Below are 23,594 nucleotides of genomic sequence, written 5' to 3' on the forward strand. Positions count from 1 at the left end.
GCTACTTCTTCCTGGGCTGTAGCCCGATCTTCAACCCGCGCCCTTCAGCCCCCTGCGGTATGTGCTCCCGCTCCATCTCGATCAGCTCGCACCCCGGGCAGCGCACCGGCTCGGCGACGTAGGCGAACCGGTCCCCACCGGCTTCCTCGTCCCACTCGGCGTGCCTGGTCCCGCACTCCCGGCAGACGCTGCGCTGGTAGGCGAGGTAGGCGAGCGCCTTGGCCCGGTCCAGCGCGCTCCACCGGCCGTCCCCGGCACCGGTGAATTGGGAGTGCGGGATCCCGTGGGCGTGGCACAGCTCCATCTCCGCCCGGAATCCTGGGTCGGTCGTCAGCCTTTTCCCAGGTCAGCCCTCATGGTCTGGTTGACGAGCAGGGCTGTGGTGAACAAGGCCTTCGCGTCGGCGTCCGACCATGTGTCGAGGAGTTCCTGTGCTTCGTCGACGCTCATGCCGTCGACGGAGCAGGCCCCGATCAGTGCTGCGGGGAACGACTCGACGTTGTACTCGTGCCCGAGATCGGCCTGTGCCTCGGTTGGCGGATGCTCGCGCAAGAGCTGCTCCCACTCCGGACGGGGCAGCCCTCGGAAGGTCAGCTTCAGCGTCCCCTCCTCCAGTACCGTCTGAGCCTGGGTGAGGGCCCCCTGCGCGGCCAGCACGGTGGGTTGTCCGTCCACCCAGGTCTCGCGGTCCGCCTCCGAGACACCGTGCTCGATCGCGTTCGAGATCGCCGCAGCTCGGGCTTTCGCCAGACCGAGGGCGGTATCGGTGACGGTCTGCTTGAGCACGGGATCGTCGATGAACGACACCGTCCGCTCTGGAAGTCGGCGTGCCCGGAGGCGGGCCATCTTGGCTGCCCAGTGCGCGTCCCGCGCCACCGCGGCTGCCGGGGGTTCGAAGGTTGTGGTCATACGGCGCCCCCTGCCGGTCAGACTGCGGCCGGGACGGCGGCGTCCTGGACCGGCTTAGCGGTGATATTGAAGGACACCTTGAACTTGGCGGGCTCGGTCGCCGTGGTGTACGTCGCCGAGCGGGCGCCGACCCGCACCGGGAAGATGTCCATCGACTTCGAGCCGACGACATCGCCCTTGCGGAGGATCACCACGAAGCCCTCGACGCCCTTCGACAACAGGGTCTCCAGGGTGGAGTCGACCTTGTCCTCGTAGAACGTGAGCGAGGAGTTGTCGGCCTTGTCCTCACCGGCGATGTTGCTGGTGAACTCGGACGCCATGTCCGGGGTGTCGATCGGCGTGTTCTCCAGGGCAAAGCCCTCGACGTCGGAGATCGTCGGCGACAGGTCGGTGCCGCTGGTCAGTTCAGCGCGGATGGGGATGAAGGTCTTCGCGGTGATGGTGTCGAGGAAGAAGAACTTCGTGACACCGCGCCGCATGAAGCGGTTAGACACGGGGAGGGTCTCGCTCTCCGGGGACCGTACCCAGGGGAGAGCGCCTGCCGGCGGGCCGGTCCCCATACAGGGGATACGGCCCAAGCCGGGTGGCTGAGCGTCCGCGCGGTTCCTTCGCGGTAAGGAGCGGTCTTGGTCAGCTGCTGGTACTCACGTGCAGCTTGAACCGCTGCACATAACTGTAGTTGCTCCCCGACAGTCCAAGACCGTCCTCCCGATCGGATTCCCTTCCGATGACCTTGTAGCCGGTCAGGGTGATCGGGAACGCCCAGTCCGTATCGGCCGCGTTGCGCTGAAGGAAGGCCCGTCGCACCTTGTCCGCGGTCGCCAGGGCGATATCGGCGGTGGAGGCGTAGCTGGTGACTTGCACGAGCACGGCAGCCTCCGAGGCGGGATCGCCGAACGGGGCTCCGGACGGGATCTGTCCGAGGTCGTAGAGCACGGTGTACGGCAGGGCGGCTCCGGTGGGAGTCGCCGTGGACAGAGGGATTGCGCCCAGTCCACACGACCGGGCGGTCCCGCTGATGATGGTGGCCTGCGTGCCGAGCGCCACCACTCGCCCGTCCACCGTCACAGCTCATCCCCTTCGTCGGAGTCAACGCTCGGGGTGGCAAGATCCGTCAGCGCGAACTGGAGGAGACCAACCCGATCCCAACGCGGCATGTCCTTCGGCGAGGTGCCGATCAGTAGGCCCAATTCGCCGTCATCGTCGACGACTTCGGCGATCAGCATCAGCCGAGACAGCAGTCCGAACTCGTGCCGCTGGCAGACGTCCGCAACGGCCTGGTGGAGGTCGGTGGTGAAGGTGTCGCTCACGCGTCGCCCCCGCTCGCGGCGATGTCGGCCATGGCCGCCAGGAACAACGGGCGAACCTCTTCGATGGCCGGGCCGACGTGCGGGTACGGGCGCTGGTTGTAGCGCCTCCCCAAGGAGTCTTCGCCGACGAATCCATACTCCAGGCGTCTGGCCTGGGGCTTGTTGGTGCCGGTGGTGCCAATAACGGTGCTGCCTGCAACCAGGACGGTGTGCGTCCACGATCTGCGATAGTCACCGGTCGGCGCGTTCGGGCCCGGGCGCCCAGACGCGTGAGCCTTGACGCGGGTCTCCAGCAGCATCGTGTAGTGCCGCACCACGGAGACCGCCATCGGCAGGGTGAGGGCGGCTCGCCGCTCGAAGGCGGCGGCGATCTGCACGGCGTTGGAGTAGGCCCCGGCGTCAGGGTGCGCGTTCGGGTGCGGGTTCAGGGGTGACGGCATCGGCTGGCTCCCATCCGGCCCAGTCCCCGCGCGCCATTTCGATCAGTACAGCCAGCATGGCCCTGCTGAACTCGTGTGGCTGTCCATCCAGTAGATCACGACGAGCGAGCGTCGCCTTCTCCAGTTCCCGCCCGTCGATCGCCGCCAGGAAGGCAGCAGCCGCAGGTCCCGGGTCCGGCGGGGAACCGACGACGACACGTGCCACACCTTCCCACTCGACGCCAGCCCAGGGGGCGAGTTGCACGAGGAGCTGGGGTGCCTGACCCGCCTCCTGCACGAGTTGGTAGCCGCGCACATCACGTGTCACGTCTCGGCCGTTTACCTCCACGCGAGCGTGTCGTGCATCCGCCACGACTCGTACCGGCACCGGTTCGTCGTATCGCATCTCGGTCACAGGCCCTGCCCCAGCGTTCCGCCCTGCTCATCAAGGCGCGTCACTCGCGCGAGCTCCCACGTCGATGCCTGTGTGCGCGCCTCGGCGTACCAGGTCCGTCCCTCGAACGCGGCTGTCTCGTTGGCCGCCGCAACCACGGTGACGTGGTCGCCGGGCTCTGCTGGCGGGGAGGCCAGGGGCGTGAGGAGTTGGTACCAGGCGGCCGATTCCCCGGCCCAGTCGACGCCGAGGATCTGGGTGACAAGGAGCTGTCCGTGAGTCGACAGCAGAGCACCGGGCCCTTCGTACACAGTGTCGGGCGACGAGGCACCGTCACCGCCCGTTCTGGGGCGGCTGATGCGGACCGTGTCCACCATCAGGGCCTCCAACTCAGCCTGCCTCGTCGTCGTGTCGTACGTGGGCATCGGGTCAGCTCCCGTCGTTCGCGGAGGAGTCATAGGTCAACCACGTCACCCGGACCACGGGGGTGCTGCTGCGCTCCACGCTGTCGACTTCCCAGATCCTGCCGACCGCGTCGGCGTCCTCGGATGCCGTGAGCGTCACCGAGTGCTCGCCCTTCGCGACGGGCGCGTCGACCGGGGTCAGCATGCGGTATCGGCCGGAGGTGGCAACGGGGGTGCCCGTGCCGTCGTTGAGACGTACGGTCACGTCGGGGGAACGGTCGGGCTGGATCGCCCCTGCCCCTTCCCAGATGATCGTGGGCTCCCCGGGAACTTCCTGGAGGGTGTCAGGGTCGATGTAGGGCTCGCCAGGCAGGAAGAACCGCACCGTGTCGGTGAGGAGACGTGTCTCCACCATCCGGCGGGCAGCTTCAAGCGGCAGCCCCCCGGCTGGTGTTGTCATGATGATCAGCCTACGAGAGGGCGCTGACACCCTGGCCTGGCTCTGAACGCCCGATCGCGGCCCTAAAACCTCACCCACCAGGTGGTGTGACTTCGAACTCCAGTTACTACTGCGGGGATTTAGGCCGCTGAAGGTCCACGCGAAACCCTCCGTCCCCGGCGTGATCTTCGGAGATGAATGGGGTGGGTGTGCGGCAGGTGTGCTGTGTGGCCGGGCGGTAATCTTGCGCCTAGATCACCGACAGACACGGAAAGTGACGAACTGTGACCACTGCTGTTGTGGCCCCCGCGAAGGTCTCGGACTTCTACTGCCACCAGGCCATTCCCGGCCTCGTAGAGATCGAGCGGGTGATGGAGACGGACCGGGTGCTGGCGTTTCACCACACCAAGCCGTCACACCCGGTACACATCGTGGTGGTGCCCAAGGAGCACATTCCGTCGCTCGTGGACCTAGGGGACGGTGGCCCGGAGCTGCTGGCGGAGGTCATGGACGTGGTGGCCAAGGTCGCGGACCAGGTGCGTGAGAAGCACGGCGCCGCTTCCGTGACCACCAACGTCGGCCTGTACCAGGAGTCCAAGCACCTGCACTGGCACGTCTACCACCGCGGCGAGACCGACGAGCAGATCCGCGAAATGTACGGCCATGGTGACAACTGACGTCTAGCGGGCTCGGCGGCGCCGCAGCCGGGCAGCGGACAGGGTCTCGCTGGCGATGCGACTGGCCGCCTGGTGGATCGCGGCGGGATCCGGCCTGCTGATACTCGCGTGGGCGCCAGCCAGGTGAAGGCAGGCCTCGACGAGCGTGGCGCCGCCGGCGAGGGCGTCGTCGTCCTGGATGACGCGACAGCGTCCCTCGTGGCGACGCGCGTATGCCTCGGCGTTGATCAGTTGGTCACCGCGGCTGACGCTGGCTGGCAGCGGGATGAGGACGGCGCGCTTGCCGAGCGCCTCCAGCTCGGCCAGGGTCGTTGCCCCGGCCCTGCCGATGACCAGGTCAGCCAGCCACAGTGCGTCGGTCATCTCCTGGTGCAGGTACTCGTACTGCCAGTAGCCGGGTGTTCCGTCGAGGGACGGGTCGAGGTTGCCCTTGCCGCACACGTGGATCACCGCGTACCGGCCGCAGAGGTTGTCCAGTTGGCTGCGTACGGCGTCGTTGATGCGGGCGGAGCCGCTGCTGCCGCAGAAGATCAGCAGGACCTCGGCGTCTGGCTTGATGCCGAGCTGGCTGCGCAGCCGGTCCGGGTTGCCCTCGCTGAGGTCGTGCCGCAGGGGCAGGCCGGTGACGACCGTCTTCCGGGCGAGCCAGCGCGGAGGCTTGGACCGGGCCGGTTCGGAGAGGCAGACGCGGGTCGCCATCCGGGCGAGGATCCGATTGGCGAGTCCTAGGGAGTGGTCGGACTCGTGGATGATGACCGGAACGCGGCACAGCCAGGCGGCGATTCCGACGGGGACGGTGACGTAGCCGCCCTTGGCGAACACGGCGTCGGGGCGCTCACGGCGCATGGCCCGCCGGGCGGCGCCGATGCCGCGCAGGACAGTGAAAGGCATCCGCAGGTTGCTCCACGAGCCGTAACGCTTCAGCCCGGCGGACGGTACGGAGCAGAAACGGATTTCGGCTTTTGCGGCGTACTCGTGCTCGATGCCTCCGTCCCGCCCGAAGAACACGAGTTCGTTCCCGCTCTGCGTGAGCTGGGCGGCGACGGATAGAGCGGGAACTACGTGCCCGGCGCTGCCGCCGCCGGTGATCGCAATTTTCATCAATACCGTTTCCGGGTTCGCATGACCTTATGTACGGGAGGTCGATATTCCTTCAGCAGTACTCCGCACCCTGTCACGGTCGCTGACCGGGCCGGGCATGGAGTACAGGCTGAGCTGGTCGGGCCGGCCGGACTTGAACCAGGCTCCTCGGCAACGCTTTTGCCGTGCTCCACCACTTGAGCTACGACCCGTTCACTGTGGTGGGCATCACGCTAGGGGCCGCCGCATTCGGGCGTCAACAGGATCGACGGAATACCGGAGAAGTTTTCGCCATCGCTCACTCGCGCGAATAGACGGCTTTTTTATCTGAGTCTAGGCATGTCGAATAGTGTCGCCGCGACGGGCGTTGCGGCGACACTATTTCAGTCCGACTTGGTGGTGTCTCCTGGGGTTATCCGCGGGTGGCGAGTTGGGAAATGTGGCTGGATTGGGTGATGGTGGTGCGCCCGGTCCAGCGGCTGATCACTTCGATCTCCTCGGCGGGGCGGTCGGGGGAGAGCACTGCGGCGTGCGGCAGTCCCAGCAGGCGGGCGTAGCGGAGCTTCTCCCCGGTGGGAAGGGGCCGGTCGTCGACGAAGAGGCTCAGCCCGCGGGCGGTGAGGTCCTGTACGAGCTGGTCGGTGCGCTCTTGCATCTCCGGTTGGTCGGAGCGCAGCACGGCGAGGTGGACGTCGGCCGGCCCGGTGCCGGGCTTCCAGCGCAGGCCCTGATGGTCGCGGTGCAGGTCGGCGGCGGTCTGCATGCAGCGGGTGATGCCGATACCGGAGCAGGCCATCCAGGGGACGGCTTGGCGTCCGTTGTAGTCGGTGAAGGCGAGTTTCATCGGCTGGGAGTACTGGGTGCCGAGTTCGAAGACGTGAGCGACTTCGACGGCGCGGACGGCGCGGTGGGTCCCGGGGCACAGGGTGCACCGGCTGCCGTCCGATGCCTCGGCGAGGTCGAGGCCGCTTACTTTCAGGGCACCTAGGTCCGGGCCCCCGTTCCAGGTCACACCGCTGCGCAGCCCGTCGACGCCGTCCGAGATCGCGAACTCGTCCAGAGCGGAGACGGAAGTGTCGAACAACAGGAGCGTGTCGGGACTGTCCGCGGCATCCCACGGGGTGAGGGTCCCGGCCTCCTTGCCGAGGATGCCGGGTAGATCCTGGGGCTCGATGAGGGCGACGCGCCGGGCGCCGGTGGCAGCGGCGACCTTCCGGGCGCTGACCTTGAGGTCGGAGCGGACGGCCACAGCGGCCGACAGGATGTTGCCGTCGGGGTGGGTGAGGACGAAGGCGATCACGTTGACGACGGGCGCGGCGGGCGGCGGCGCGGGGTGCACGGGCGTGACGGCTCCGTCGCCGCGGTTGCCGCAGTGGTCGCAGGCCACGATGGTGCTCTGCCCGGCGTCGGACAGCACCAGGTGCTCGGTGCTGGGGCCGGCGGAGATGGCGCCGCCATCCGCCGGTGCCTGGAAGACGCCGGGCAGTCCCATGCCGGTCAGGGCGGCGGTGCAGGCCTCGTTCAGGAATGCCGTTGACTCGCGCATGCCGTCGGCCGATGTGTCGAAGGTGTAGGCGTCGGCCATGGTGAACTCGCGTCCGCGCATCAGCCCGCCGCGCGGGGAAAGTTCGTCGCGGAACTTGCTCGTGGACAAGAAGAGCCGCACGGGCAGGTCCCTGAAGGAGCGCAGGTGCTCGCGGACCGTGGCGGCCGTGATCTCCTCCGAGGTCGGCGCGAGGCACATCTCATCTCCGCTGGAGCTGCGCACTGTCAGCAGAGCTCCTTCGCGCTGATAGGAGCGCCACCGGCCGGTCTCCTCCCAAAGCCGACGGCTTTGCAGGGTGGGGGCGGCGAAGGCGAGCGCACCGCGCTCCTCGAACGCGCTCCGGGCGATGGTCGCCATCCGGTCGTGGACGCGCAGGCCGAGCGGCAGGAGGGTGTGGACGCCGGTCGCGTCGGTGCGGGCCACCAAGCCCAGGTGGTAGAGCAGGTCGAGGGCGGGATCGGTAGCCTCCCCGGCCCCACGGCGGACCGGCGGCCACATTCGGCTGGCATACAGGGCAGTGGTGGTCATCGGCGCCCCTCGATCACGGAACTGGACAGGCGGGTCACCTGTGCGACGGTGTTGGTGATGTGGTGCCGGCGGGCGTTGGCCGCAGCCGCGCCGTGCAGGTCATGGCGCAGCGTCTCGTCGGCGGCCACGCGGTCGATGAGCGCGGCGAGCGCCGGTGCGTCGCCGGGCCGGTAGGGCATGCCTCCGTCGCCGAGGGTGTAGTCCAGGCCGGGCAGGTCGCCGTAGAGGACGGGTAGTCCGTGGGCCTGGGCTTCGACAGCGACCAGTCCGAAGGCCTCCAGCTGGCGAGTGGTGAACACCAGCGCATCGAATCCGGCGAACCTCCCCCACAGCTCCTCGCGCGGCAGGAACGGCTCAAAGGTGACCCGCTCGCCCAGGCCGAGACGTTCGGTGCGCTCCTTGAGCAGCGGCAGCTCGCTGCCGCTGCCAATCACCGTGAGATGGTGCTTGTCCTGGGTAAGGGCGAGGGCTTCGATCGCCGTGACGGTGCACTTGTTGGCATCGAGGCGGCCGGCGTGCAGCAGGTTCAGCCGGTGCAAGGGCCGGGGCACGGCGGTCGGTTGGGGTGGGAGCGGGACGCCCCAGGGGACGGTTGTCAGCCGTTCGGTGTAGGCGTGGTTGGTGAGCCGGTCGACCTCGAAGCCCATGGCCGTGTTTGGGACGATCACCTTGGTGCTGGCGGCCACGATCTCGGTGAGGACCTGGAGAGCCTGCTCGCTTTCGGCGGCGGCGATGACATCGGTGCCGTGCGCGACGGACATCACGGGGGTGGTGCCCGCCGCGCGGGCGAAGGCGAGTGCGAGCCCGAACCCGAGGTGCTGGGCGTGGATGAGGCTGGGCCGGTGGGCGCCGATCAGGTCGGCGACCTCGTCGGTCAGCTGGGCTGCGTAGGCGTCGAAGCGCGGGCCGTAGGGCTGTTTGTCGGCGGCGAGCAGGGTGGTCTCGGGGAAGTGGTGCTTCCAAGTGCCGCTGCCGGGCAGGCCCAGGTACAGCACCCGGAAGTCGTCGGTAAGCCGCTGGTAGACGTCGCTGCACCAGATGGTCGACCCGCACGAGGGCTCCATCGGCAGGTCGATCCCGGTCAGGATCAGCGGACGGTTCATGCCACGCTCCCCTTCTCGGCCTGCGGGAGGTAGGCCTCGAACGAGGTGCGCAGCAGCGCGGAGGTGCCTGCCCATCCCAGGGCGCAGACCGCATCGATGACGGACAGACCCGGCATGAACTCCTGGCGGGGCCAGGCCTGGAGGTACTGCGGGTGCCGGTCGGTGAACTCGTTCCACCGCACCGACACCTGGTGGTGTTCCAGCTGGCCGGTGTCGAGGTAGTCGCGGGTGCCGGATCCGGCCCACAGCACCCGTTCCCCGGCGGACGCGCATATTTGGGCCAGCCGCTCGGTCTTGTCGGCCGCAGTGATCTTCATCTGGGAGGTGCGCAGCAGCCGGGCCCGGGAGCCGAGGGCGGTGGCGAGGGCGGTGATCAGGTCGATGTTGAGGTCGGCCAGGTGCTCGTGGCCGGCCGTCAGTGCCGGACGCAGCACGTTCAGGGCCTCGTCGATGTAGGGGGTGCGGGCGTAGGCGAGGCGGATTTGGCGCAGCAGCCGGTCGGGGTCGAAGGTGGGCGCGATCCGGGTGTCCTTGATGAGCTGGCCGGTGTCCCGGATGACCGGCACGGTCAGCCAGTCGATTCCGTCGGCGGTCTTGATGCGGTTGCGGTTCTGCCAGCCGCCCTGGGTGTACTGCACATCGTCGTAGAAGGCGACCGTGTCGCAGCCGAGCAGGGCCTCGCAGAACCCCAGCCACGGGGCGAAGGGCGGCTGTTCGATGTAGATCAAGGTCGGGCGTCCTCTCGCGAGGGAGCGAAGGTGAGTGTGAGCAGGGTGCTCTCGAAGGCCTCGAAGGCACGCCCGGTGGACGTGGCCGCGGGGCGCAGGGACCATCCGGCCTGGGCGGCGCGATGGCGGGTGTAGCCCTCGGTCAGGTACCAGCGCCCGCCCTGGCTGTGGTGCGCGTCCAGGGCGCGGACCTTGTCGTCGACGAAGTCGGTGACGTCGACGAGGACGGTCGGGCTGAAGCCGGAGCGGGGAGCATGGGGTTCGCCGTGGAGCACGGTGTGGCAGGTCGGCACTCTGGCGGCGGCGTTCGCGGCGGCCATGGCGACCGCCAGGTGGTCCTGATGGTCGTTGGCCGCTCGTGGGCTGTGGGTGATGAGCAGCGTGCACTGAAGCCTGTTCAGCTCGGCCTCCACCAGGGAGACCAGGTGGAGGTCGGCCACCAGCGCGCCGTCGGTCAGGTGGAGGAAGACCACGTCGACGCCGGTGTCGTGCCAGGCGGCGGTAACCTCCTTCTCCCGCTCGTCCTCGGCGAGTTGTCGTCCGGCGCCCGTATCGGCGACCGACACGCCGTTCGCGCCGTGGGTGACAACGACGACCGACACCACGGCACCGGCCTCGCGAGCCTTGCGCAAGGTGCCGTAGCACAGCAGTTCGGCGTCGTCCGGATGAGCGACTACGGCGACTACCCGCTCCACCGAGCTGCTGAAGGCGGGGGCCACGGGCGTCACCGGGCCTCGAAGTCGCGGTGGAGCAGTGACGGCCGCGGCCCCTCGGACCCCTGGTACTTCCCGTCATAAAGGACGATCTCCCCCTGAGGAACCCAGAAGGTCACCTGCCCGACGAGCAGCCCCGGATAGATCCGTACACGCTGCACGGCGTGTAGTTGCAGGGTGAGCTGGCCGAAGGAGCCGATGTCGATGAGGTCGGCGGTGCAGTGCACGAACAGGCCCAGGCGTGCGATCGACGAGCGGGCGCGGATGATCGGCACGTAGGAGTCGCTGCCGATCTTCTCGCGGGTGGAGGCCAGGTAGATGCGGTCCGGCTCCAACACCATGCCCTCGCCGGGGATGGCGTGTTCCTCGAACGGGTTCTCGCGGGCGCAGTCGAGGACCTCGTTGGTGTACCAGCCGATGCGCTCGCCCAGGTGGAAGTCGTAGGAGTTCGGCTGGATTCGCTGCTCGTCGTACGGGGCGATCTGGATCGCCCCTATCTTGACTTGTGCTGCGATCTCGGGACCGGTGAGGATCACGCGGCGGCCTCCTGCCGTACCTGAGCCGCACCGAAGCCGGCTGCCGCACTCGGGGAGCACCCGGTGGGCTCGCTGATTCCGCCGTAGAGCCCGTCGTAGGGCATGCGGGCACCGACCGGTTTCCAGAAGCTCACCTGGCCGATCCGCATGTATGGGTAGACCCGCAGGGGCTGGACGACCTTGATCTCCAGGGTCCACTGGTGGGCGGAGCCGAGATTGCCGAGATCGGCGGAGATTTGCAGGAACATGCCCAGCCGGCCGAGCGAGGACCGGCCGATCAGGCTCGTCACGTACTCGTCGCCGCCGACGGTCTCCACCGTCGCGCCCAGGTACACGACGCCCGGGCGCAGGACATACCCGTCGTCGGGCAGCTCGATGACAACTGTCTCGGCCGGGCGAATCGGATCGGCCGGATCGCTGATGATCTGCTTGAGCGTCCCGCCGAGGCGGTAGTTGTAGCTGTTGGGGTTCAGTAGATCCGCGTCGAACGGGGCGATGGTGATCTGCCCGGCCTCGACCGACTCGCGGATCGCGGGGCCTGTGAGGATCATCGCGTGCCTCCGAATGCTCCCGCACCGACGTACGTCTGCCGCAGCAGCCGCCGCTCGTCGGCGCCGTAGCGGTCCTGGCCGTCGCCGAGCGGCATCCGGCCGTGCGCGTAGCGGTGCTGGTCGAAGACGAGCAGGTCGCCCGGCTGCAGACGGATGGTCGAGCGGCAGGCGAGGACGGCGTCGACGAACCGGCCGAAGGCGGCAGCCATCACCTGGGGCTCCTCGGCGTCGACGAGTTCGCCGCGTTCAAGGTGGGGGACCATCTTGGCTGTGAACCGGATCGGCGCGCTGCCGTCGATCCGCTCCGGCAGTACGGGGAACCTTTCCAGGCTGTCCCCCACACCGTGCACATCCTGGTCGGCGAAGTAGCAGAAGACCGGCTGGGCCAGGATCATGCGGTCGGCATCCGAGAGCGCGTCGACGGCCGCCCAAAGGTCGGCGAGCGCCGACGCCCCGCCGCCCAGCGGGTCGGCGCGGACGCAGTACAGGGCGATGTAGCGGGGGATCCGGTCGCGGTCGACCAGGTCGACGTGCAGGCGGTTCTCGCCGACGCCGTGCGTGCGTCCAGGGTCGGCGGCCAGGCTGACCGTCAGGTCGCTCCAGCAGCCGTCGCCCGGATACACGGACAGGACGGGGCCGAGGCTGGAGAGCAGACTCAGGCTGAGTTCCAGGTTCAGCGGGTGGTCCTGTCCCTCGAACTGGACCAGGGCTCGGCCCGCGCCCGGGCCGGTTATGGCGTCGGCGAACTGGCCAGGTGCGTGCGGGCCGCTGGTCAGGTCGCGGCCATTCAGGGTCAGCACATCACTCATGAGGACTCCGAATGAGATCGGTGAGGGTGTCGCGCAGGGTGCGCGGCGGGATGGCAGGCCGAGCGGCAAGACCCAGGCGCTCGGCGAGGTAGCTCGTGGTTGCGATGGCGCACGCGGACGTACCGGACGCGGCTTGGGTGCTCGCGACGGGCTCCTCGCCGAGCTGGCGGGCCGCCGCCAACACCGTCTCCACGGGGTGTGTGCTGTCCACAAGGACGAGGTCGGCGTCGAAGGGGACGCAGTCCATGAGCGATTGGCGAGTAACGGTCTGTGGCAGCCCGGCCCGCAGGGACCCCAGGTTGAGGACGAACGCGTCGGCGCCTGCGGCGGTCCGGGCGCGCTCGGTCAACAGTTGGGCGACGTCCTCCCTGGTGTCGAGACGTGCTGGCAACGTTCCGACCTGTTCGCTGCCCCAGGCCGCGTACTCGGTGAGCGCCTCCTCCAAGCCGTCCGGCCGGGGCGGGACGTTCGCGGAAGGGGTGAAGGTCTCGATCCTGAAGATGTGGCCGTCTGTGCGGTCGAGAGCGATCCGCAGCAGACCCGCTCCCACCTCTGGGGCCTTGACCACATGTCGGCCTGCGGACGCCCAGTGGTACGAGGGGCTGTGGCAGTGGCCCGCGACGACCAACTTGAGCGGCCAGCCGTGCTCCTGGTCGGTAACGTCGTGGGCGAAACCGGTGTGGCTCACTCCTATGACGACGTCGGCCCCCTCGGACAGAAGCCGGTCCCGCTCCGTCGCGATCAGGTCCGCCGTCGGCGGCACGAACTGGAACCCGGCTCGCTCAGCTGGCGGGATCGTCTCGAACGCCTGCTGGCCCAAGTAGCCGACGATGCCCACTCTTGGCTCTCGCTCCGGGAGGAGGAGGCTGCTCGCCCAACGCCCGGCGAACCCGTCCGGCGGCCGCAGATTCGCGCACACCACCGGGGGAAAACGCCCGGGATCAGCCAGTCGCATCAGGTCGGTGAGGTCGTGGTTGCCCGGTACGAGCGCGTCGTACAGTTCCGCCAGAAGCCGTTCCTCCACGCGTCCGGCAGAGAACTCGTGGAATGCGTTGCCACCGAAGAAATCGCCCGCGTCCACTACCAAGGCGCCGCGCGCACGCCACTGCCTCACCGCGGCGAGTGTGGCCCGACCGCCAGGAACTGCGGAGTGGAAGTCGGTCGTTACGACCAGCGTCGTCGTGTCCATCAGCGCCTCTCGATGGACACGACGCGCAGCGGTGCCGGCGCCTGCGGCCAGAACTCCCGCCGGGAGATCCCGTCCACCTCTTCCAACCGCAGACCTCGGCCTTCTCCCTCGGCGGCCCGGTACTGGTCCAGGGTGCGGCTCGGTACGACGACCAGCCCCCGCACCACGTTGTGGGTGGAGACGAAGATGTGCTCGGTGAGGGCTGACGACAGCTCCCAGTCGAACGGCAGGATCGCCAGCAGGACGCTGCCCCGCTCCAGCCCGCCATCGAGGTCGACCGAGCGGACGTCCGCGATGGTCACCCGCGCCCGCGCCCCGAAGGGCCGAAGCTTGTCCAGCAACGGGGTGCCGAGCCGAACGTCCTTCTCTACCGCCCAGATCCGACACCCTGCCTCTACCACCGCGCAGGACAGCGTCCCCAGCCCTGCCCCTACCTCAAGTACCTGGGCACCAGCGGGGAGTTCGGCGCACTCCAGTAGGCGCCGCGCCACCTCCGGCGAGCGCAGGAAGTGCTGGCCCAGATCGGCTCGGGCAGCAAACCCTGTTCGCGCGAGTACGTCAGCGTCGGCGGGAGCATCAGGCACAAGCGGAACACCCGCTTGTCCAGGGGCGTATGGCAACTGCATCGGAGCAGGTTTCCCTTCAACGAGGCTGCGAGATAAGGCGGTCACTGGGTTCGCTCCCGGGAATCGAGAGGACGGCGGCCATGCGACCGCTGACCTGGGGCTGCGCAGTACAGGCATCGGCTCCGCGCCACCAAGGGCAGCCGCGGGGTTCGCTCTCAGCTGTCGCAACGAGCTGCCGCTCGTACGGGTGATCACGACCCGTAGACATCGTCACGCTCTGGTGACGCCCAGTCATTGCCGGTTCCGCACACCCGCATTGCGGGCAACCCGCAATGGTGTAGCCGAGGCGACCAGGCGCTCTCCCTTGCGGACCCGTCCTCGGATACCGTGGCGCAAGTCCGCCTCATCACCGGGGGTGCGCACATGATCACGGTAAGTCGCTCGCGTCGGGCAGCGATCCAGACGGCCGCGGCTGCGATCCGAGCGAGCTGCCGAAACGGCGGGCTCAGCGTCGAGCAGACCGCGGTCACGATCTGCGCCGCGCTGCCCGAGGTGCGGTCGCTGGAAGCGTGGCGCCTGGCACTCGGCTGGCCACGCTCCCGCACTATCGCGCGAATCGGCGAGCTCTACCTCTCCCGCGGACTTCTGCCGCCCGGCCTGTCGCAGTCGATGTTGTGCCGATGGGAGCATCAGGCCAATGAACGGCCAGGCCCTGAGTACGTCGAGGCACTGTGCACGGTCTACCGGGCCCAGCCAGCGCAGCTCGGCCTCGACCGCGCCACTAACCGTGATCGAGCCAGATGGGGCCAGACCGCTGGATACAGTGAAGCCGGCCCTGATGCGTGCGTTCTTCCTGCACCCGAAAGCATGGTGACCATGACCACCTCCGCCGGACTGCCAGCCGTACGCGACTCCCTGCACCTCGCGCTGCTGGCCGATCCGGCGGGAAGTCCGGCAGTCGTGGACCTGGCCCAGGCGGCGATCGAGCACTACGCCCTCGGATACAGCAAGCACCCGCCGCACGTGCTGTTCACCGAAGTCCACGGCGCGCGCGGACTGCTGTCCCAGGCCCTCACCAGCGAACAGACACACGAACCGATCGCGGTCGATCTGAGGCGCGGCATCGGCTGGCTTTCCGCCCTCCTGGGCAACCTCGCCTTCCACCTCGGCGACCACACCGGCGCACGAGCACACCTTGCTACCGCCGCCACCTACGGAGATCGCAGCGGCGACGCACGCCTCACCGCATGGGCGTGGGGAGCCCAGGCCATGGTCGCCCGCGCCACCGGCCAGCACACCCGCGCCGTGGCCCACGCCGAACGCGGCCTGGCCAGCTCGCCGTCCGGCCTTCCCCGAGCCCAGTTGCACGCCTGGGCACTGCTCCCATCCCTCGCCGAACTGGGCCGAGAGCAGGAGGCCGACGCCGCGCTTGCCACCGCGACGCGGGAACTGGATGCGGACCCCACAGGCTGGGCACGGGGACGCTTCGGATACGACGTCGCCGAACACGCCCTGCACGAGGCCGAGGCCCAACGCGCCTTGGGCCGCATGGATCGTGCAGCAGCCACCGCAGAGGCATCCATGAACGCCTGCACGACGGGAACCCCAGGATGGGCAGCCGCCGCACTGGTCCTGGCCCAGGCCGAGGCCCCAACCCAGCCGGCCGACGCCGCACAACGCGCCCTGGACGTTCTGGCACGCGTGCCAGCCGTGCGACTCCGCTCCACCGCCCGCTCCCGCCTCGCCCAGCTCCAGACCGCCCTCGGCCCGACTCGCGCAACTGGCGTCGAGGACCTGCGCGACCGCGTGCACGCCCTCCCTCCGGCGATCGACGCCCACGGTGTCGCCACAACGGCGTGACGCCCCGGCTCCGTACAGCCGCACAGTCCTGCCGCAGGGCACAACGACCGCTACGGCAAGGCGATCCGATCCCTCGCAGACGTCGGCATGCTCCTGCACCGCTAATCCCCCGGATCTCACGAGACCGACTCCGTTTTCTTCCTGCGCGTTGCCCCACCACGGGAGCGGAAGGTGACTCTGGATTCCCCCAGGATTCGGTGCACGAGCCCGTAAGAACGGCCGAATTCTTCAGCAACTTCTCTGATACTTGCGCCCGAGTTGTACTTCTTCTTGAGGTCTGCCGCGAGTTTCGGACGGGCGGCACCTACAACCCGGCTGCCTGGTTCTACTTTCGATTTCTGCATCGGTTTAAGGTCTCTCAATTGTCAATTCTGGTGGCTCTCTGAATCAGAAAGCTCGGGTACAACCTCGTGTGCAGCTGGAACGCTGGCGTGAAGGGCTCCGGAAGCGGGACCCATTGGGCAATCCACGCCGGGAGTGGACCTGCCTCGGTGCCAACTGCGCCTGACACAGCGGGCACCGAGGCAGGGGGCATCAGCGCCGGTCGACCGGCGCTACAGGGGATGCCCGGCGAGCACCTCTACATCACCGCCGGACAGGGCCCGCAGCGCAGCATGCGTACGCGCCGCTGTGAACGGAGTCAGGTGCTCATCCAGCTCATCCGGGAGCATCCACCGGGCACCCTGGATGCTGCCGTCGAACACGAATGGCGTGTCCTCGTCGATGACCCCGCAGTCGAAGAGGAAGTTGATCCCTTCCTTCGACAGGTGCGTCTTGTGCTGCTGGTCGTACATGTGGTGCACGGCCAGTAAGCGGCCCGGCTTCGGCGTGATGCCGAGCTTCGCGCTGACGTTGCGTACCAGGCCGTCAAGGAGCGGTTCGTTCTCCTCCACGCAGCCGCCCGGGTGGAACCAGGGCTTGCGCTCCTCGTCCCTGAGGGCGTCCTGGGCCTTCTCGGTCATCAGTACCGCACCGGCGGGGTTGCGGATGATGCCCAGCGCCCCGAGGCGGCGCGGGGGCGGGTCGGTGAAGTGGTCACGTTTGGTTTGCATGGTTCTCTTCCTTTGTCGAGGTGGAAAGTGATCGAGTAGGGCAACGCCACGGAATCTCATGCCTGCCCTCCGCGTATGAAGGGGGCGAACCCGTCGGCGTCGTAGACAGCGAGCGACGCCCACGGGTCTGCGACGGAACCGAACGGGATGGCCTGGGTGAGTTCGAACGGATCGTGGACGGTGAGGGATCTCCACGGGTCAGGGCCGACGACGAACCGCGCGGTCTGTTGGGTCAGGTCGAACAGCAGGTCCAGCACGACATCGGTGATGCGGTCCATGCGGGTTGAGCCGTCGAGCTCGGTGAGACGGAGCGGTAGGTCAGGCACCGAGATACCCCCGCTCGATGCGGCGGACCCAGGCATCGGGATCGGCGATCTCTTCCTCGGTAGGCAGGAAGGCCGCGTCCTTCCAGATCTGGTTGACCAGGTCGGTGCCCCCTGTGGCCACTGCGCTCGCGATGAGGCGGGAGCCCTGTTCGTACGCTGCGCGGCTGGGGCCCAAGCGCCGGATGCCGGGGAGTGCGTTGTGGGTGCGGTAGCGCCAGGACTTCGGCGATTGCCGGTGATCGGCCGGGGCACCGAACAGGCGGGCAGTGACTTGATGGTCGGCCCAGTCGGCGTGTCCCTCAAGGACAGCCGAGGCGCCGCGCGCCGTGATCCCACGCTTCTGCGGGAAGAAGGTCCTCCAGACTGCACCGCTGCGGGCATCGGCCTGCATCTGGTGGACGAGTTCATGGGCGGCTACCTGGTGAAGGGCCGGTTCGTCGACCAGCAGCCCGCCATGGTGGAGGGCGCGGGGGGCAATGATCGTCTCGCGTCGGCCGTCGGCTGCGGTCAAGGTACTGCCGAGCACCAGGGGCCAGACCAGACCGGGAACGAGTCCCGTGATCTTCAGCCCTCCCCGAACGGCGTCGATCTCCTGTGAGGTCAGCTCCAGATCGGCGATGTCGCGAGCGAGGGTGCGGTGTTGGCTCTTACGGGTCTCGTCCCGCCACCGCTTGGGGGCCAGCAGGCGGAAGCGGACCTCCTCCGGGAGGGGAAGGTCGGTTATCTCCTTCACCGTTGGCGCAACCCGGTGAAGTATCTGGGCGATCTGCTCGGCCAGGTCCGGATGGCGTTGGGTTTCGTCAAGCACGGTGAAGCGGGTCTGGGTCACTATGGTCCTGTCCAGAAGTGATCGGTCTGGTCGGCTTCGTTGGGCCCTTCGTCCCCCGGGCCACCGTCTGCCCCGGGGGACGAAGGTGCTCAGTGCGCCCCGTCGCCGAGCGGTGGTGTCGTGCTCGGCGACGGGGCCGGGCCCGTTGCGCGGCGGTGGACGGTGACGGGGCTGCCGCGCGCGCGGGTCGGGGTCGTCAGGTGGTGGCGAACTCGCGGCGCAGGTCGAGGTCCGTCACGGTCCTTCGGTGAGCGGTGATCTCGTGTCCGGGCGGCGTTGAGGCGGTACCCGACGCTGGCAGGGGAAACACCGAGAGTTCCGGGCGTGGGGGTGCTGGTCCTGATCCGGTGACGAAGTACCCCTGTCCCCTGCCGCGCCGTGAGCGGAGCCGTCCCTCGGCGACGAGGGGGGCAAGGGCATTGCGGACGGTGTCGTAGGAGACGCCCAACTGCCCGGCGAGAGTGACCGCGGTGATCCTCGTGCCGGGGCTGTAGGTGCGATCGCCTATCCGGGCTAGGACGGTGTCCCGGACGCGCCCGACATGGGTGGTGCCGGGAATGGGAGCCGCCCAGGTACGTTGTCCGCCCCGTCGGTCGGGGGTCTGGTACGACCGTGGGCGAGGTGCGCCGGGCTCTACCGCGAAGGTGCCACCGCCGAAGACGGTGACGAGCAATCCCGCGTCGACGAGGGTCTTGTACACGGCGGTGAGGGTGTGCAGGCCGACGCCGAGTTCAGCGGCCAGAGCCCTCTGGTCAGGGAGTCGTGTCCCCGCCGGGTAAGTGCCGTCCTTCAGCCGCGTCCTGATCGTCTCGGCCGTGGCGTTCACGGCGTTGGCGCCGTCGAGAGGGGTCGGCTCGCCCTGCCGGGCGACGAAGGTCCCCCTTCCGTGGAGGACATACAGCGTGCCGTTGTGCACCAGGGGGTCGAGTGCGTCTCGGACGGTCTCCAGGCCCGCCCCGAGTTCGGCGGCCAGTTCACGGCGTTTGGGCAGCCGCTGCCCGGCCGGGTATGCCCCCGCCAGGATGCGCGCGACGATGACCGCTCTGACGGTGTCCTCACGCCTGGGCATGGTCGAGCCACGCCGCCGGCCGAGTGGACGCCGCTGAGGAACCACGCCGGTGGGCTGGATCATGGGGACGTAGAACCCGGTCCCGGCAGACTCGATGACGACAAGTCCTTCGCTCCTCAAGGGCTTGAGAGCGGAAGCGATCATGGAGTGGGACACCTCAAACTCCCGGCCCAGCTCACGCAGGGAGGGCAGGCGCTCCCCGGACTGGTAGGTGCCATCCGCGATCCGGCTCCGCAGGACGTCTTCGATGTGTTGCAGCTGCGTGCCGCCCTGGGGCGGAGTCCAGCTCCGGCCTTCGACCGTGGGCCGCGCCCCGACTGCCCCGCGGGTCTCGACCAGCCCCTCACGGACCAGCTGCCGGACCGCCCGGATGACGACCTCCGGCGAGACTCCGAAGCGGTCCGCCAGATCTGCCCGCCGGAGAATCCGGTCGGGCCCCCAGGTTCCATCCCGGATCTCACCGCGAAGGATGTCCGCATACCGTTCGCCGAGCTCGCGGCGGGTGGCGCCTGCGGCCGACGGAGCAGTCGGCGTGGTGGTGTCAGACACGGTCGAGCCCCCGAAGGCGCTCGATGTCGGTGACGTGCCGGAAGTGATGGTCGATCTCGTGGTAGGCCGCGCGGGCGTAGTGCCGCACCGCACCCTTCCCGAAGGCCTGTTCGGCGAAATCATTGCCGTCGAAGCTCATCAAGGCGTCGACGAGATCACGTGGCACAGGTCGTGCGGTGGTGTCCTCGTAGCCGTCGCCCGCGCAGGGGTCGGGCAGGTCGGGATGAGTGGTGAGGCCGTGGTGGATCGCCGCGCACACGGCGGCCAGCGCGAGGTACGGGTTGGCGTCGGCACCGGGCAGCCGTACCTCCAGGTGCCGGCCGGGGCCGTGGCCGGTGATCCGGAAGGCGGCCGTACGGTTGTCGGCACCCCAGCTGAAGCGGGTGGGCGCGAACGAGTGCGGCCCGAACCGCTTGTAGGAGTTCGGATACGGCGCGCACAGCGGCATCAGGTGCGGCATGCCGGTGACCAGACCGGCCAGCGCCCGCGTCAGGTGGTCCGGCTGATCCTGCCCGGATCCGGGGGCGAAGAGACTGCGTTCACCGTCCCACAGGGACAGGTGGAGGTGCAGTCCGCTGCCCACCCCGGTCTCCGGGGCGGCCATCCACGTCGAGGTCATCCCGCGCCGCGCGGCCAGCACCCGGGTGGCGTGCTTGAAGACGGTGTAGGCGTCGCAGGCCGTCATCGCCTCCCCGTAGGGGAAGGCGACCTCCACCTGCCCCGGGGCGCCCTCGCTCTTCACCGACTCCGCCGGCATCCCCGCATCCCGCAGCACGTCCTCCAGATGCCGGAAGAAGTCGGCCAGCGCCGGTGGGTGGTCGAGGGCGTAGTCGAGGTTGTGCGGCGACACCGGCCGCAAGTCCTGATAACCGCGCTGGAAAGCCCGGTACGGGTCGCCTTCGTAGAGCAGGAACTCGCTCTCCAACCCAGTCTTCACCTCCAGCCCAAGGGCCTGGAGGCGGGCGAGCTGGGCGCGGAGCATCTGGCGCGGCGCAACGTCGACGAACGTGCCATCTGCGTGCACGGGGTCGGCGTGCACCAGGACGGTGCCCGGCTCGTAGGGCAGGTGCCGGATCATGCGCGCGTCGGGCCGCACGCGCACGTCGCCGTAGCCACTCCCCCAGCCCGTGAGATCGAAGCCGTCCACCGGCCCCATGTCGACGTCGGTAGCCAGGACGTAGGCGCACATCTCCGGTCCAGACAACAGCCGGTCCAGGAAGACCTGCGCGTCGTACCGCTTGCCCTTCAGCCGGCCCGCCATGTCCGGGACCGCGACCATCACCGTGGTGACCTCGCCCCGCTCGACAGCGTCACGTAACCCGTCGACGGCCAGGACGAGTTCGTCGTGCTCTGGAAGGTGTTGGCTGTTCATCAGAGCACCTCGTCAGCGATGGCGGACTGGTGGGCCGCGCTGCCCAGCGGGGGGATCTTGTAGGTGCGGCGTCCTTGGGTGATCCACAGCAGCCATGCGATCAGCAGCGCCCCGGCCAGCGTGACCCCGGCGTAGTTGAACGACTGAGCGGTGATCGGCGCGCTCTGTGGCAGGCAGAGGATGACCGTGATGACGGCCACGTAGACCACGGCGATCCAGCCGATCGGTTGGCGCCAGCGGCCCAGGGACCAGGCTCCGGGCTTGGCGCGGTCGCCCGCGCGCAGGGAGAGGTAGACGGGGATGCCGTAGGCGGGGATCATCCCGACCGCGTTGATTGCGGTGATCGCCCCGTAGGCGGCCGGTGAGTACAAGGCGGGCAGCGCAAGGACGAAGGGGACCGCGACCGACAGCCATACCGCGGGGACGGGGGTGCGGTTGCGGCTGCTGACGCGCTTCCAGGTCGCCGACCCGGGCAGGGCCTCGTCCCGGGAGAAGGCGTAGATCATCCTGCTCGCCGCGGCGGTCTCGGCGTTGCCGCAGAACAGCATGGCCACGATCACTATCAGCAGCAGCGCCTTGGCCCAGCCGACGCCGAGGACGTCGAGGAAGATCTGGGCGGGCGGCACTCCGGTGGCCGAGTTCTGGGTGGCCGCGTAGTCCTGGATCGACCACAGCAGGCCGGCCAGCAGGACGAATCCGGCGGCCCACGAGAAGAGGATCGCGTGGACGATGCCGCGCGGCGCGGATATCTGCGCGTGCTTGGTCTCTTCCGACAGGTGGGTGCTCGCGTCGTAGCCGCAGAAGGTGTAGCCGGCCAAGAGGCCGCCGATCAGGCACACGTACAGCGCGTTGGTGAAGCCGGTGTCGTTTTGGAAGTGGGTGAACACGAACTCGGCCGACTGGTGTTCGGCCGGCGCGAGAGCGAGGGTGCCGACGATGACCGTGACACCGCCCAGCTGCCACCACACGGAGATCTTGTTGAGCAGGTCCACCAGTCGGATCCCGCCCAGGTTGAGCAGACCGTGCAGCAGCAGGATGCAGCCGAAGATGACCATGGTCGTGCCGGGGGTTGGCTGGATGCCCCACTGGAGGTTGGCGAAGGCGCCGATGAACGTGGCGGCGCCGTAGTCGATGCCGGCGATCGCGCCCCACAGGCCGAGCAGGTTGAGACAGCCGACCCCGAACGCCCAGCGCGGTCCGCCCAGATGGTGGGCCATGAAGTACAGCCCGCCGGAGGTCGGGTAGCGGCTGGTGACATCGGCCAGGGACAGGCCCAGTAGCAGTGTGAAGAGGCCGATGATCACCCAGCCCCAGAGCATGACCGCCGGACCGCCGTGGCCCAGGCCGTAGCCGAACAGGCTCATGCAGCCGGCCAGCACGCAGATGACCGTCGCGGAGATCGCGACGTTGCCGAACGGGCTCATACGCCGGGACAGCTCGTTCTTGTAGCCGAGCTGGCGCAGGAAAGCGTCGTCGTCCAGCATCTGCCGCTTGGACGCTCGTCTCGAAGACACCGGAAGAATTCCTCTGATCGAAAAGGGAGTTAAGGGATGTCGACTGCCGACGTAGCTGCTGCGGGTGGGCGGTGCACGGCTTCGTCTCACAGGACTCGCCTCTCCCTCTCCCATGCGTACGCCCGCGCCCTCAGGAAGTCCTCCTGCCAGTCGTTCCGCCGGAAGCTGTCCCCCTGGAGCTGCTTCCACGGCGAGGTCGTCGCGTACGGGCCGATGGCCGTGAAGACGCGTCCGGCGCCCTGCTCCCCGCTCGCGGACAGCACGTACGCCAGGTGGTTGAGATCGAGCAGGGAGCAGTCCGCAGGCTTCACCACGTCGAACCAGTCCCGCAGGGCACGCTCGGCGTGATACCGGACATGGCCCCGGGCCCAGAACCCGAACTTCGACACCAGAACGCCCTCGTCCAGATCGCGCCGGTAGGACTCGGCGAGCGCGTACAGCGGCAGAGTCAGCCGCACCGATCCCGCCTCCGCCCGCGAGGCCTCCCACTGGGCGAACGCGAAGCCGCTGGCCCCCCGGGCGTGGAAGTACTGGAGCATCCGGTGCAGCGCCTCGCGGTTGTCCGGATCGCGGCGAAGGACTTCGTTCAACTGCGGCCATGGCCCTCGCGGGAGCATCGACGACTCGGGCGGCTCGCCGAACAGCTCCGGACGGCACCGGTCGGGCACCTGCCACTCGGAGGCCACCTGCGCGAGGGCCAGCAGACACAGATGGAGGACCGGGTCGTAGGGATCCGCACCGGGCATGGCGCGCCAGCACACCTGTCGCGCCATGTCGCAGATCCGGGCCTGCTGCCGCAGGCTCGCCCCCGAGCGGGCACTCAGCAGCGCCCGCTGAGTCATCACCCGGGCCGACATCATCAGCCCGTCGGCGTTGCCAGGCTCCTCCTCGCACCAGGCTTCGATCGCGCCACTGCGTACCGCGAGAGCCGCCAGAACCCGACTACGCGCAGTGCGTAACCCCCAGTCCCGCCCCGTCTTCAGCAACAGGTCTCGTGTGGAGAGCCAGCGCCCGACGTGCAAGTCCTCAAGAGCACGACGAAGTTCGTCGTCCCAGCCCGCCGGGTGATCAATCAGGGGCAGGTCACTGGACGGCATGGATGAGCCCTCCAGAGGAGCGTGA

29 protein-coding genes and 1 tRNA gene are annotated in these 23,594 nt (G+C 68.7%); 2 read left to right on the forward strand and 28 right to left on the reverse strand.

Going from position 1 to position 23,594, the window contains the following annotated elements; all coding sequences use genetic code 11:
* Position 1 precedes the first annotated feature (1 nt).
* The 9 genes from JIX56_RS19760 to JIX56_RS19800 form a co-directional block, all read right to left on the reverse strand.
* The gene (locus JIX56_RS19760; RefSeq protein ID WP_257542471.1) at positions 2 to 304 is read right to left on the reverse strand and encodes a hypothetical protein; all 303 of its coding nucleotides are present in this window, start codon (positions 302 to 304) and stop codon (positions 2 to 4) included.
* 26 nt (positions 305 to 330) lie between these two features.
* Positions 331 to 909 carry a hypothetical protein gene (locus tag JIX56_RS19765; RefSeq protein ID WP_257542473.1) on the reverse strand — a complete coding sequence of 193 codons (579 nt, stop codon included), beginning with the start codon at positions 907 to 909 and terminating at the stop codon, positions 331 to 333.
* 17 nt (positions 910 to 926) lie between these two features.
* Complete coding sequence (locus JIX56_RS19770) at positions 927 to 1,403, reverse strand: phage tail tube protein (RefSeq protein WP_257542474.1); 477 nt, start codon at positions 1,401 to 1,403, stop codon at positions 927 to 929.
* Between the two features lie 136 nt (positions 1,404 to 1,539).
* Positions 1,540 to 1,971 (reverse strand): hypothetical protein, encoded by a 432-nt coding sequence (locus tag JIX56_RS19775; RefSeq protein WP_257542476.1) that lies wholly within the window; start codon positions 1,969 to 1,971, stop codon positions 1,540 to 1,542.
* Between the two features lie 2 nt (positions 1,972 to 1,973).
* Positions 1,974 to 2,219 (reverse strand): hypothetical protein, encoded by a 246-nt coding sequence (locus tag JIX56_RS19780; RefSeq protein WP_257542478.1) that lies wholly within the window; start codon positions 2,217 to 2,219, stop codon positions 1,974 to 1,976.
* Positions 2,216 to 2,659: a hypothetical protein gene (locus tag JIX56_RS19785; protein ID WP_257542480.1), complete on the reverse strand. Its 444-nt coding sequence runs from the start codon at positions 2,657 to 2,659 to the stop codon at positions 2,216 to 2,218. Before JIX56_RS19785 ends, JIX56_RS19780 begins: the two co-directional genes overlap by 4 nt.
* A complete protein-coding gene (locus JIX56_RS19790) occupies positions 2,619 to 2,966 on the reverse strand; it encodes a hypothetical protein (protein ID WP_257542482.1) in 348 nt (115 codons plus the stop codon). The genes JIX56_RS19785 and JIX56_RS19790 overlap by 41 nt, the downstream gene beginning before the upstream one ends.
* An 83-nt stretch (positions 2,967 to 3,049) precedes the next feature.
* Positions 3,050 to 3,457 carry a DUF6093 family protein gene (locus tag JIX56_RS19795; protein WP_257542483.1) on the reverse strand — a complete coding sequence of 136 codons (408 nt, stop codon included), beginning with the start codon at positions 3,455 to 3,457 and terminating at the stop codon, positions 3,050 to 3,052.
* A gap of 4 nt (positions 3,458 to 3,461) precedes the next feature.
* On the reverse strand, positions 3,462 to 3,896 hold the full coding sequence (locus JIX56_RS19800) for a DUF6093 family protein (RefSeq protein ID WP_257542485.1): 435 nt from the start codon (positions 3,894 to 3,896) through the stop codon (positions 3,462 to 3,464).
* Positions 3,897 to 4,159: 263 nt separating this feature from the next.
* Between JIX56_RS19800 and JIX56_RS19805 the strand changes: the two genes are divergently transcribed.
* A complete protein-coding gene (locus JIX56_RS19805; protein WP_257542487.1) occupies positions 4,160 to 4,552 on the forward strand; it encodes an HIT family protein in 393 nt (130 codons plus the stop codon).
* 3 nt (positions 4,553 to 4,555) lie between these two features.
* On the opposite strand, the gene JIX56_RS19810 is transcribed toward JIX56_RS19805, so the two are convergent.
* The 11 genes from JIX56_RS19810 to JIX56_RS19860 form a co-directional block, all read right to left on the reverse strand.
* Complete coding sequence (locus tag JIX56_RS19810; RefSeq protein WP_257542489.1) at positions 4,556 to 5,653, reverse strand: UDP-N-acetylglucosamine--N-acetylmuramyl-(pentapeptide) pyrophosphoryl-undecaprenol N-acetylglucosamine transferase; 1,098 nt, start codon at positions 5,651 to 5,653, stop codon at positions 4,556 to 4,558.
* A gap of 115 nt (positions 5,654 to 5,768) precedes the next feature.
* Positions 5,769 to 5,844 (reverse strand) — tRNA-Ala (locus JIX56_RS19815).
* Positions 5,845 to 6,044: 200 nt separating this feature from the next.
* Positions 6,045 to 7,706 (reverse strand): proline--tRNA ligase, encoded by a 1,662-nt coding sequence (locus JIX56_RS19820; protein ID WP_257542491.1) that lies wholly within the window; start codon positions 7,704 to 7,706, stop codon positions 6,045 to 6,047.
* Positions 7,703 to 8,809 (reverse strand): glycosyltransferase family 4 protein, encoded by a 1,107-nt coding sequence (locus JIX56_RS19825; RefSeq protein ID WP_257542493.1) that lies wholly within the window; start codon positions 8,807 to 8,809, stop codon positions 7,703 to 7,705. The genes JIX56_RS19820 and JIX56_RS19825 overlap by 4 nt, the downstream gene beginning before the upstream one ends.
* Positions 8,806 to 9,537: a WbqC family protein gene (locus JIX56_RS19830; RefSeq protein WP_257542495.1), complete on the reverse strand. Its 732-nt coding sequence runs from the start codon at positions 9,535 to 9,537 to the stop codon at positions 8,806 to 8,808. Before JIX56_RS19830 ends, JIX56_RS19825 begins: the two co-directional genes overlap by 4 nt.
* Positions 9,534 to 10,256 (reverse strand): PIG-L deacetylase family protein, encoded by a 723-nt coding sequence (locus JIX56_RS19835; RefSeq protein WP_257542497.1) that lies wholly within the window; start codon positions 10,254 to 10,256, stop codon positions 9,534 to 9,536. The genes JIX56_RS19830 and JIX56_RS19835 overlap by 4 nt, the downstream gene beginning before the upstream one ends.
* A 5-nt stretch (positions 10,257 to 10,261) precedes the next feature.
* Positions 10,262 to 10,786, reverse strand: coding sequence for a dCTP deaminase (gene dcd / locus JIX56_RS19840; protein ID WP_257542499.1), 525 nt, complete (start codon positions 10,784 to 10,786; stop codon positions 10,262 to 10,264).
* A complete protein-coding gene (locus JIX56_RS19845; RefSeq protein WP_257542501.1) occupies positions 10,783 to 11,337 on the reverse strand; it encodes a dCTP deaminase in 555 nt (184 codons plus the stop codon). Before JIX56_RS19845 ends, dcd begins: the two co-directional genes overlap by 4 nt.
* Positions 11,334 to 12,146 (reverse strand): TauD/TfdA family dioxygenase, encoded by an 813-nt coding sequence (locus JIX56_RS19850; RefSeq protein ID WP_257542503.1) that lies wholly within the window; start codon positions 12,144 to 12,146, stop codon positions 11,334 to 11,336. Before JIX56_RS19850 ends, JIX56_RS19845 begins: the two co-directional genes overlap by 4 nt.
* Entirely contained in the window at positions 12,139 to 13,335 is a 1,197-nt protein-coding gene (locus JIX56_RS19855; RefSeq protein ID WP_257542505.1) for a metallophosphoesterase, read from the reverse strand. The genes JIX56_RS19850 and JIX56_RS19855 overlap by 8 nt, the downstream gene beginning before the upstream one ends.
* Positions 13,335 to 14,078: an rRNA adenine N-6-methyltransferase family protein gene (locus tag JIX56_RS19860; protein WP_306819865.1), complete on the reverse strand. Its 744-nt coding sequence runs from the start codon at positions 14,076 to 14,078 to the stop codon at positions 13,335 to 13,337. The genes JIX56_RS19855 and JIX56_RS19860 overlap by 1 nt, the downstream gene beginning before the upstream one ends.
* Before the next feature lie 699 nt (positions 14,079 to 14,777).
* Between JIX56_RS19860 and JIX56_RS19865 the strand changes: the two genes are divergently transcribed.
* On the forward strand, positions 14,778 to 15,761 hold the full coding sequence (locus JIX56_RS19865; RefSeq protein ID WP_257542509.1) for a tetratricopeptide repeat protein: 984 nt from the start codon (positions 14,778 to 14,780) through the stop codon (positions 15,759 to 15,761).
* 116 nt (positions 15,762 to 15,877) lie between these two features.
* Here the strand turns inward: JIX56_RS19865 and JIX56_RS19870 are convergent, their stop codons facing one another.
* The 8 genes from JIX56_RS19870 to JIX56_RS19905 form a co-directional block, all read right to left on the reverse strand.
* Complete coding sequence (locus tag JIX56_RS19870) at positions 15,878 to 16,105, reverse strand: helix-turn-helix domain-containing protein (protein ID WP_257542511.1); 228 nt, start codon at positions 16,103 to 16,105, stop codon at positions 15,878 to 15,880.
* Between the two features lie 210 nt (positions 16,106 to 16,315).
* Positions 16,316 to 16,813 carry an NUDIX domain-containing protein gene (locus tag JIX56_RS19875; protein ID WP_257542513.1) on the reverse strand — a complete coding sequence of 166 codons (498 nt, stop codon included), beginning with the start codon at positions 16,811 to 16,813 and terminating at the stop codon, positions 16,316 to 16,318.
* 56 nt (positions 16,814 to 16,869) lie between these two features.
* The gene (locus JIX56_RS19880) at positions 16,870 to 17,139 is read right to left on the reverse strand and encodes a hypothetical protein (protein WP_257542515.1); all 270 of its coding nucleotides are present in this window, start codon (positions 17,137 to 17,139) and stop codon (positions 16,870 to 16,872) included.
* Complete coding sequence (locus JIX56_RS19885) at positions 17,132 to 17,968, reverse strand: zinc-dependent metalloprotease (protein WP_257542517.1); 837 nt, start codon at positions 17,966 to 17,968, stop codon at positions 17,132 to 17,134. The genes JIX56_RS19880 and JIX56_RS19885 overlap by 8 nt, the downstream gene beginning before the upstream one ends.
* Positions 17,969 to 18,164: 196 nt before the next feature.
* The gene (locus JIX56_RS19890) at positions 18,165 to 19,586 is read right to left on the reverse strand and encodes a GntR family transcriptional regulator (RefSeq protein ID WP_257542519.1); all 1,422 of its coding nucleotides are present in this window, start codon (positions 19,584 to 19,586) and stop codon (positions 18,165 to 18,167) included.
* Positions 19,579 to 20,958: a glutamine synthetase family protein gene (locus tag JIX56_RS19895; RefSeq protein WP_257542521.1), complete on the reverse strand. Its 1,380-nt coding sequence runs from the start codon at positions 20,956 to 20,958 to the stop codon at positions 19,579 to 19,581. The genes JIX56_RS19890 and JIX56_RS19895 overlap by 8 nt, the downstream gene beginning before the upstream one ends.
* A complete protein-coding gene (locus JIX56_RS19900; RefSeq protein WP_257550978.1) occupies positions 20,958 to 22,442 on the reverse strand; it encodes an amino acid permease in 1,485 nt (494 codons plus the stop codon). Before JIX56_RS19900 ends, JIX56_RS19895 begins: the two co-directional genes overlap by 1 nt.
* A gap of 116 nt (positions 22,443 to 22,558) precedes the next feature.
* The gene (locus tag JIX56_RS19905) at positions 22,559 to 23,569 is read right to left on the reverse strand and encodes a hypothetical protein (RefSeq protein WP_257542523.1); all 1,011 of its coding nucleotides are present in this window, start codon (positions 23,567 to 23,569) and stop codon (positions 22,559 to 22,561) included.
* Positions 23,570 to 23,594 lie beyond the last annotated feature (25 nt).

The sequence above is a fragment of the Streptomyces sp. CA-210063 genome, from assembly GCF_024612015.1.
In the GTDB taxonomy this organism is placed as follows: Bacteria; Actinomycetota; Actinomycetes; order Streptomycetales; family Streptomycetaceae; genus Streptomyces.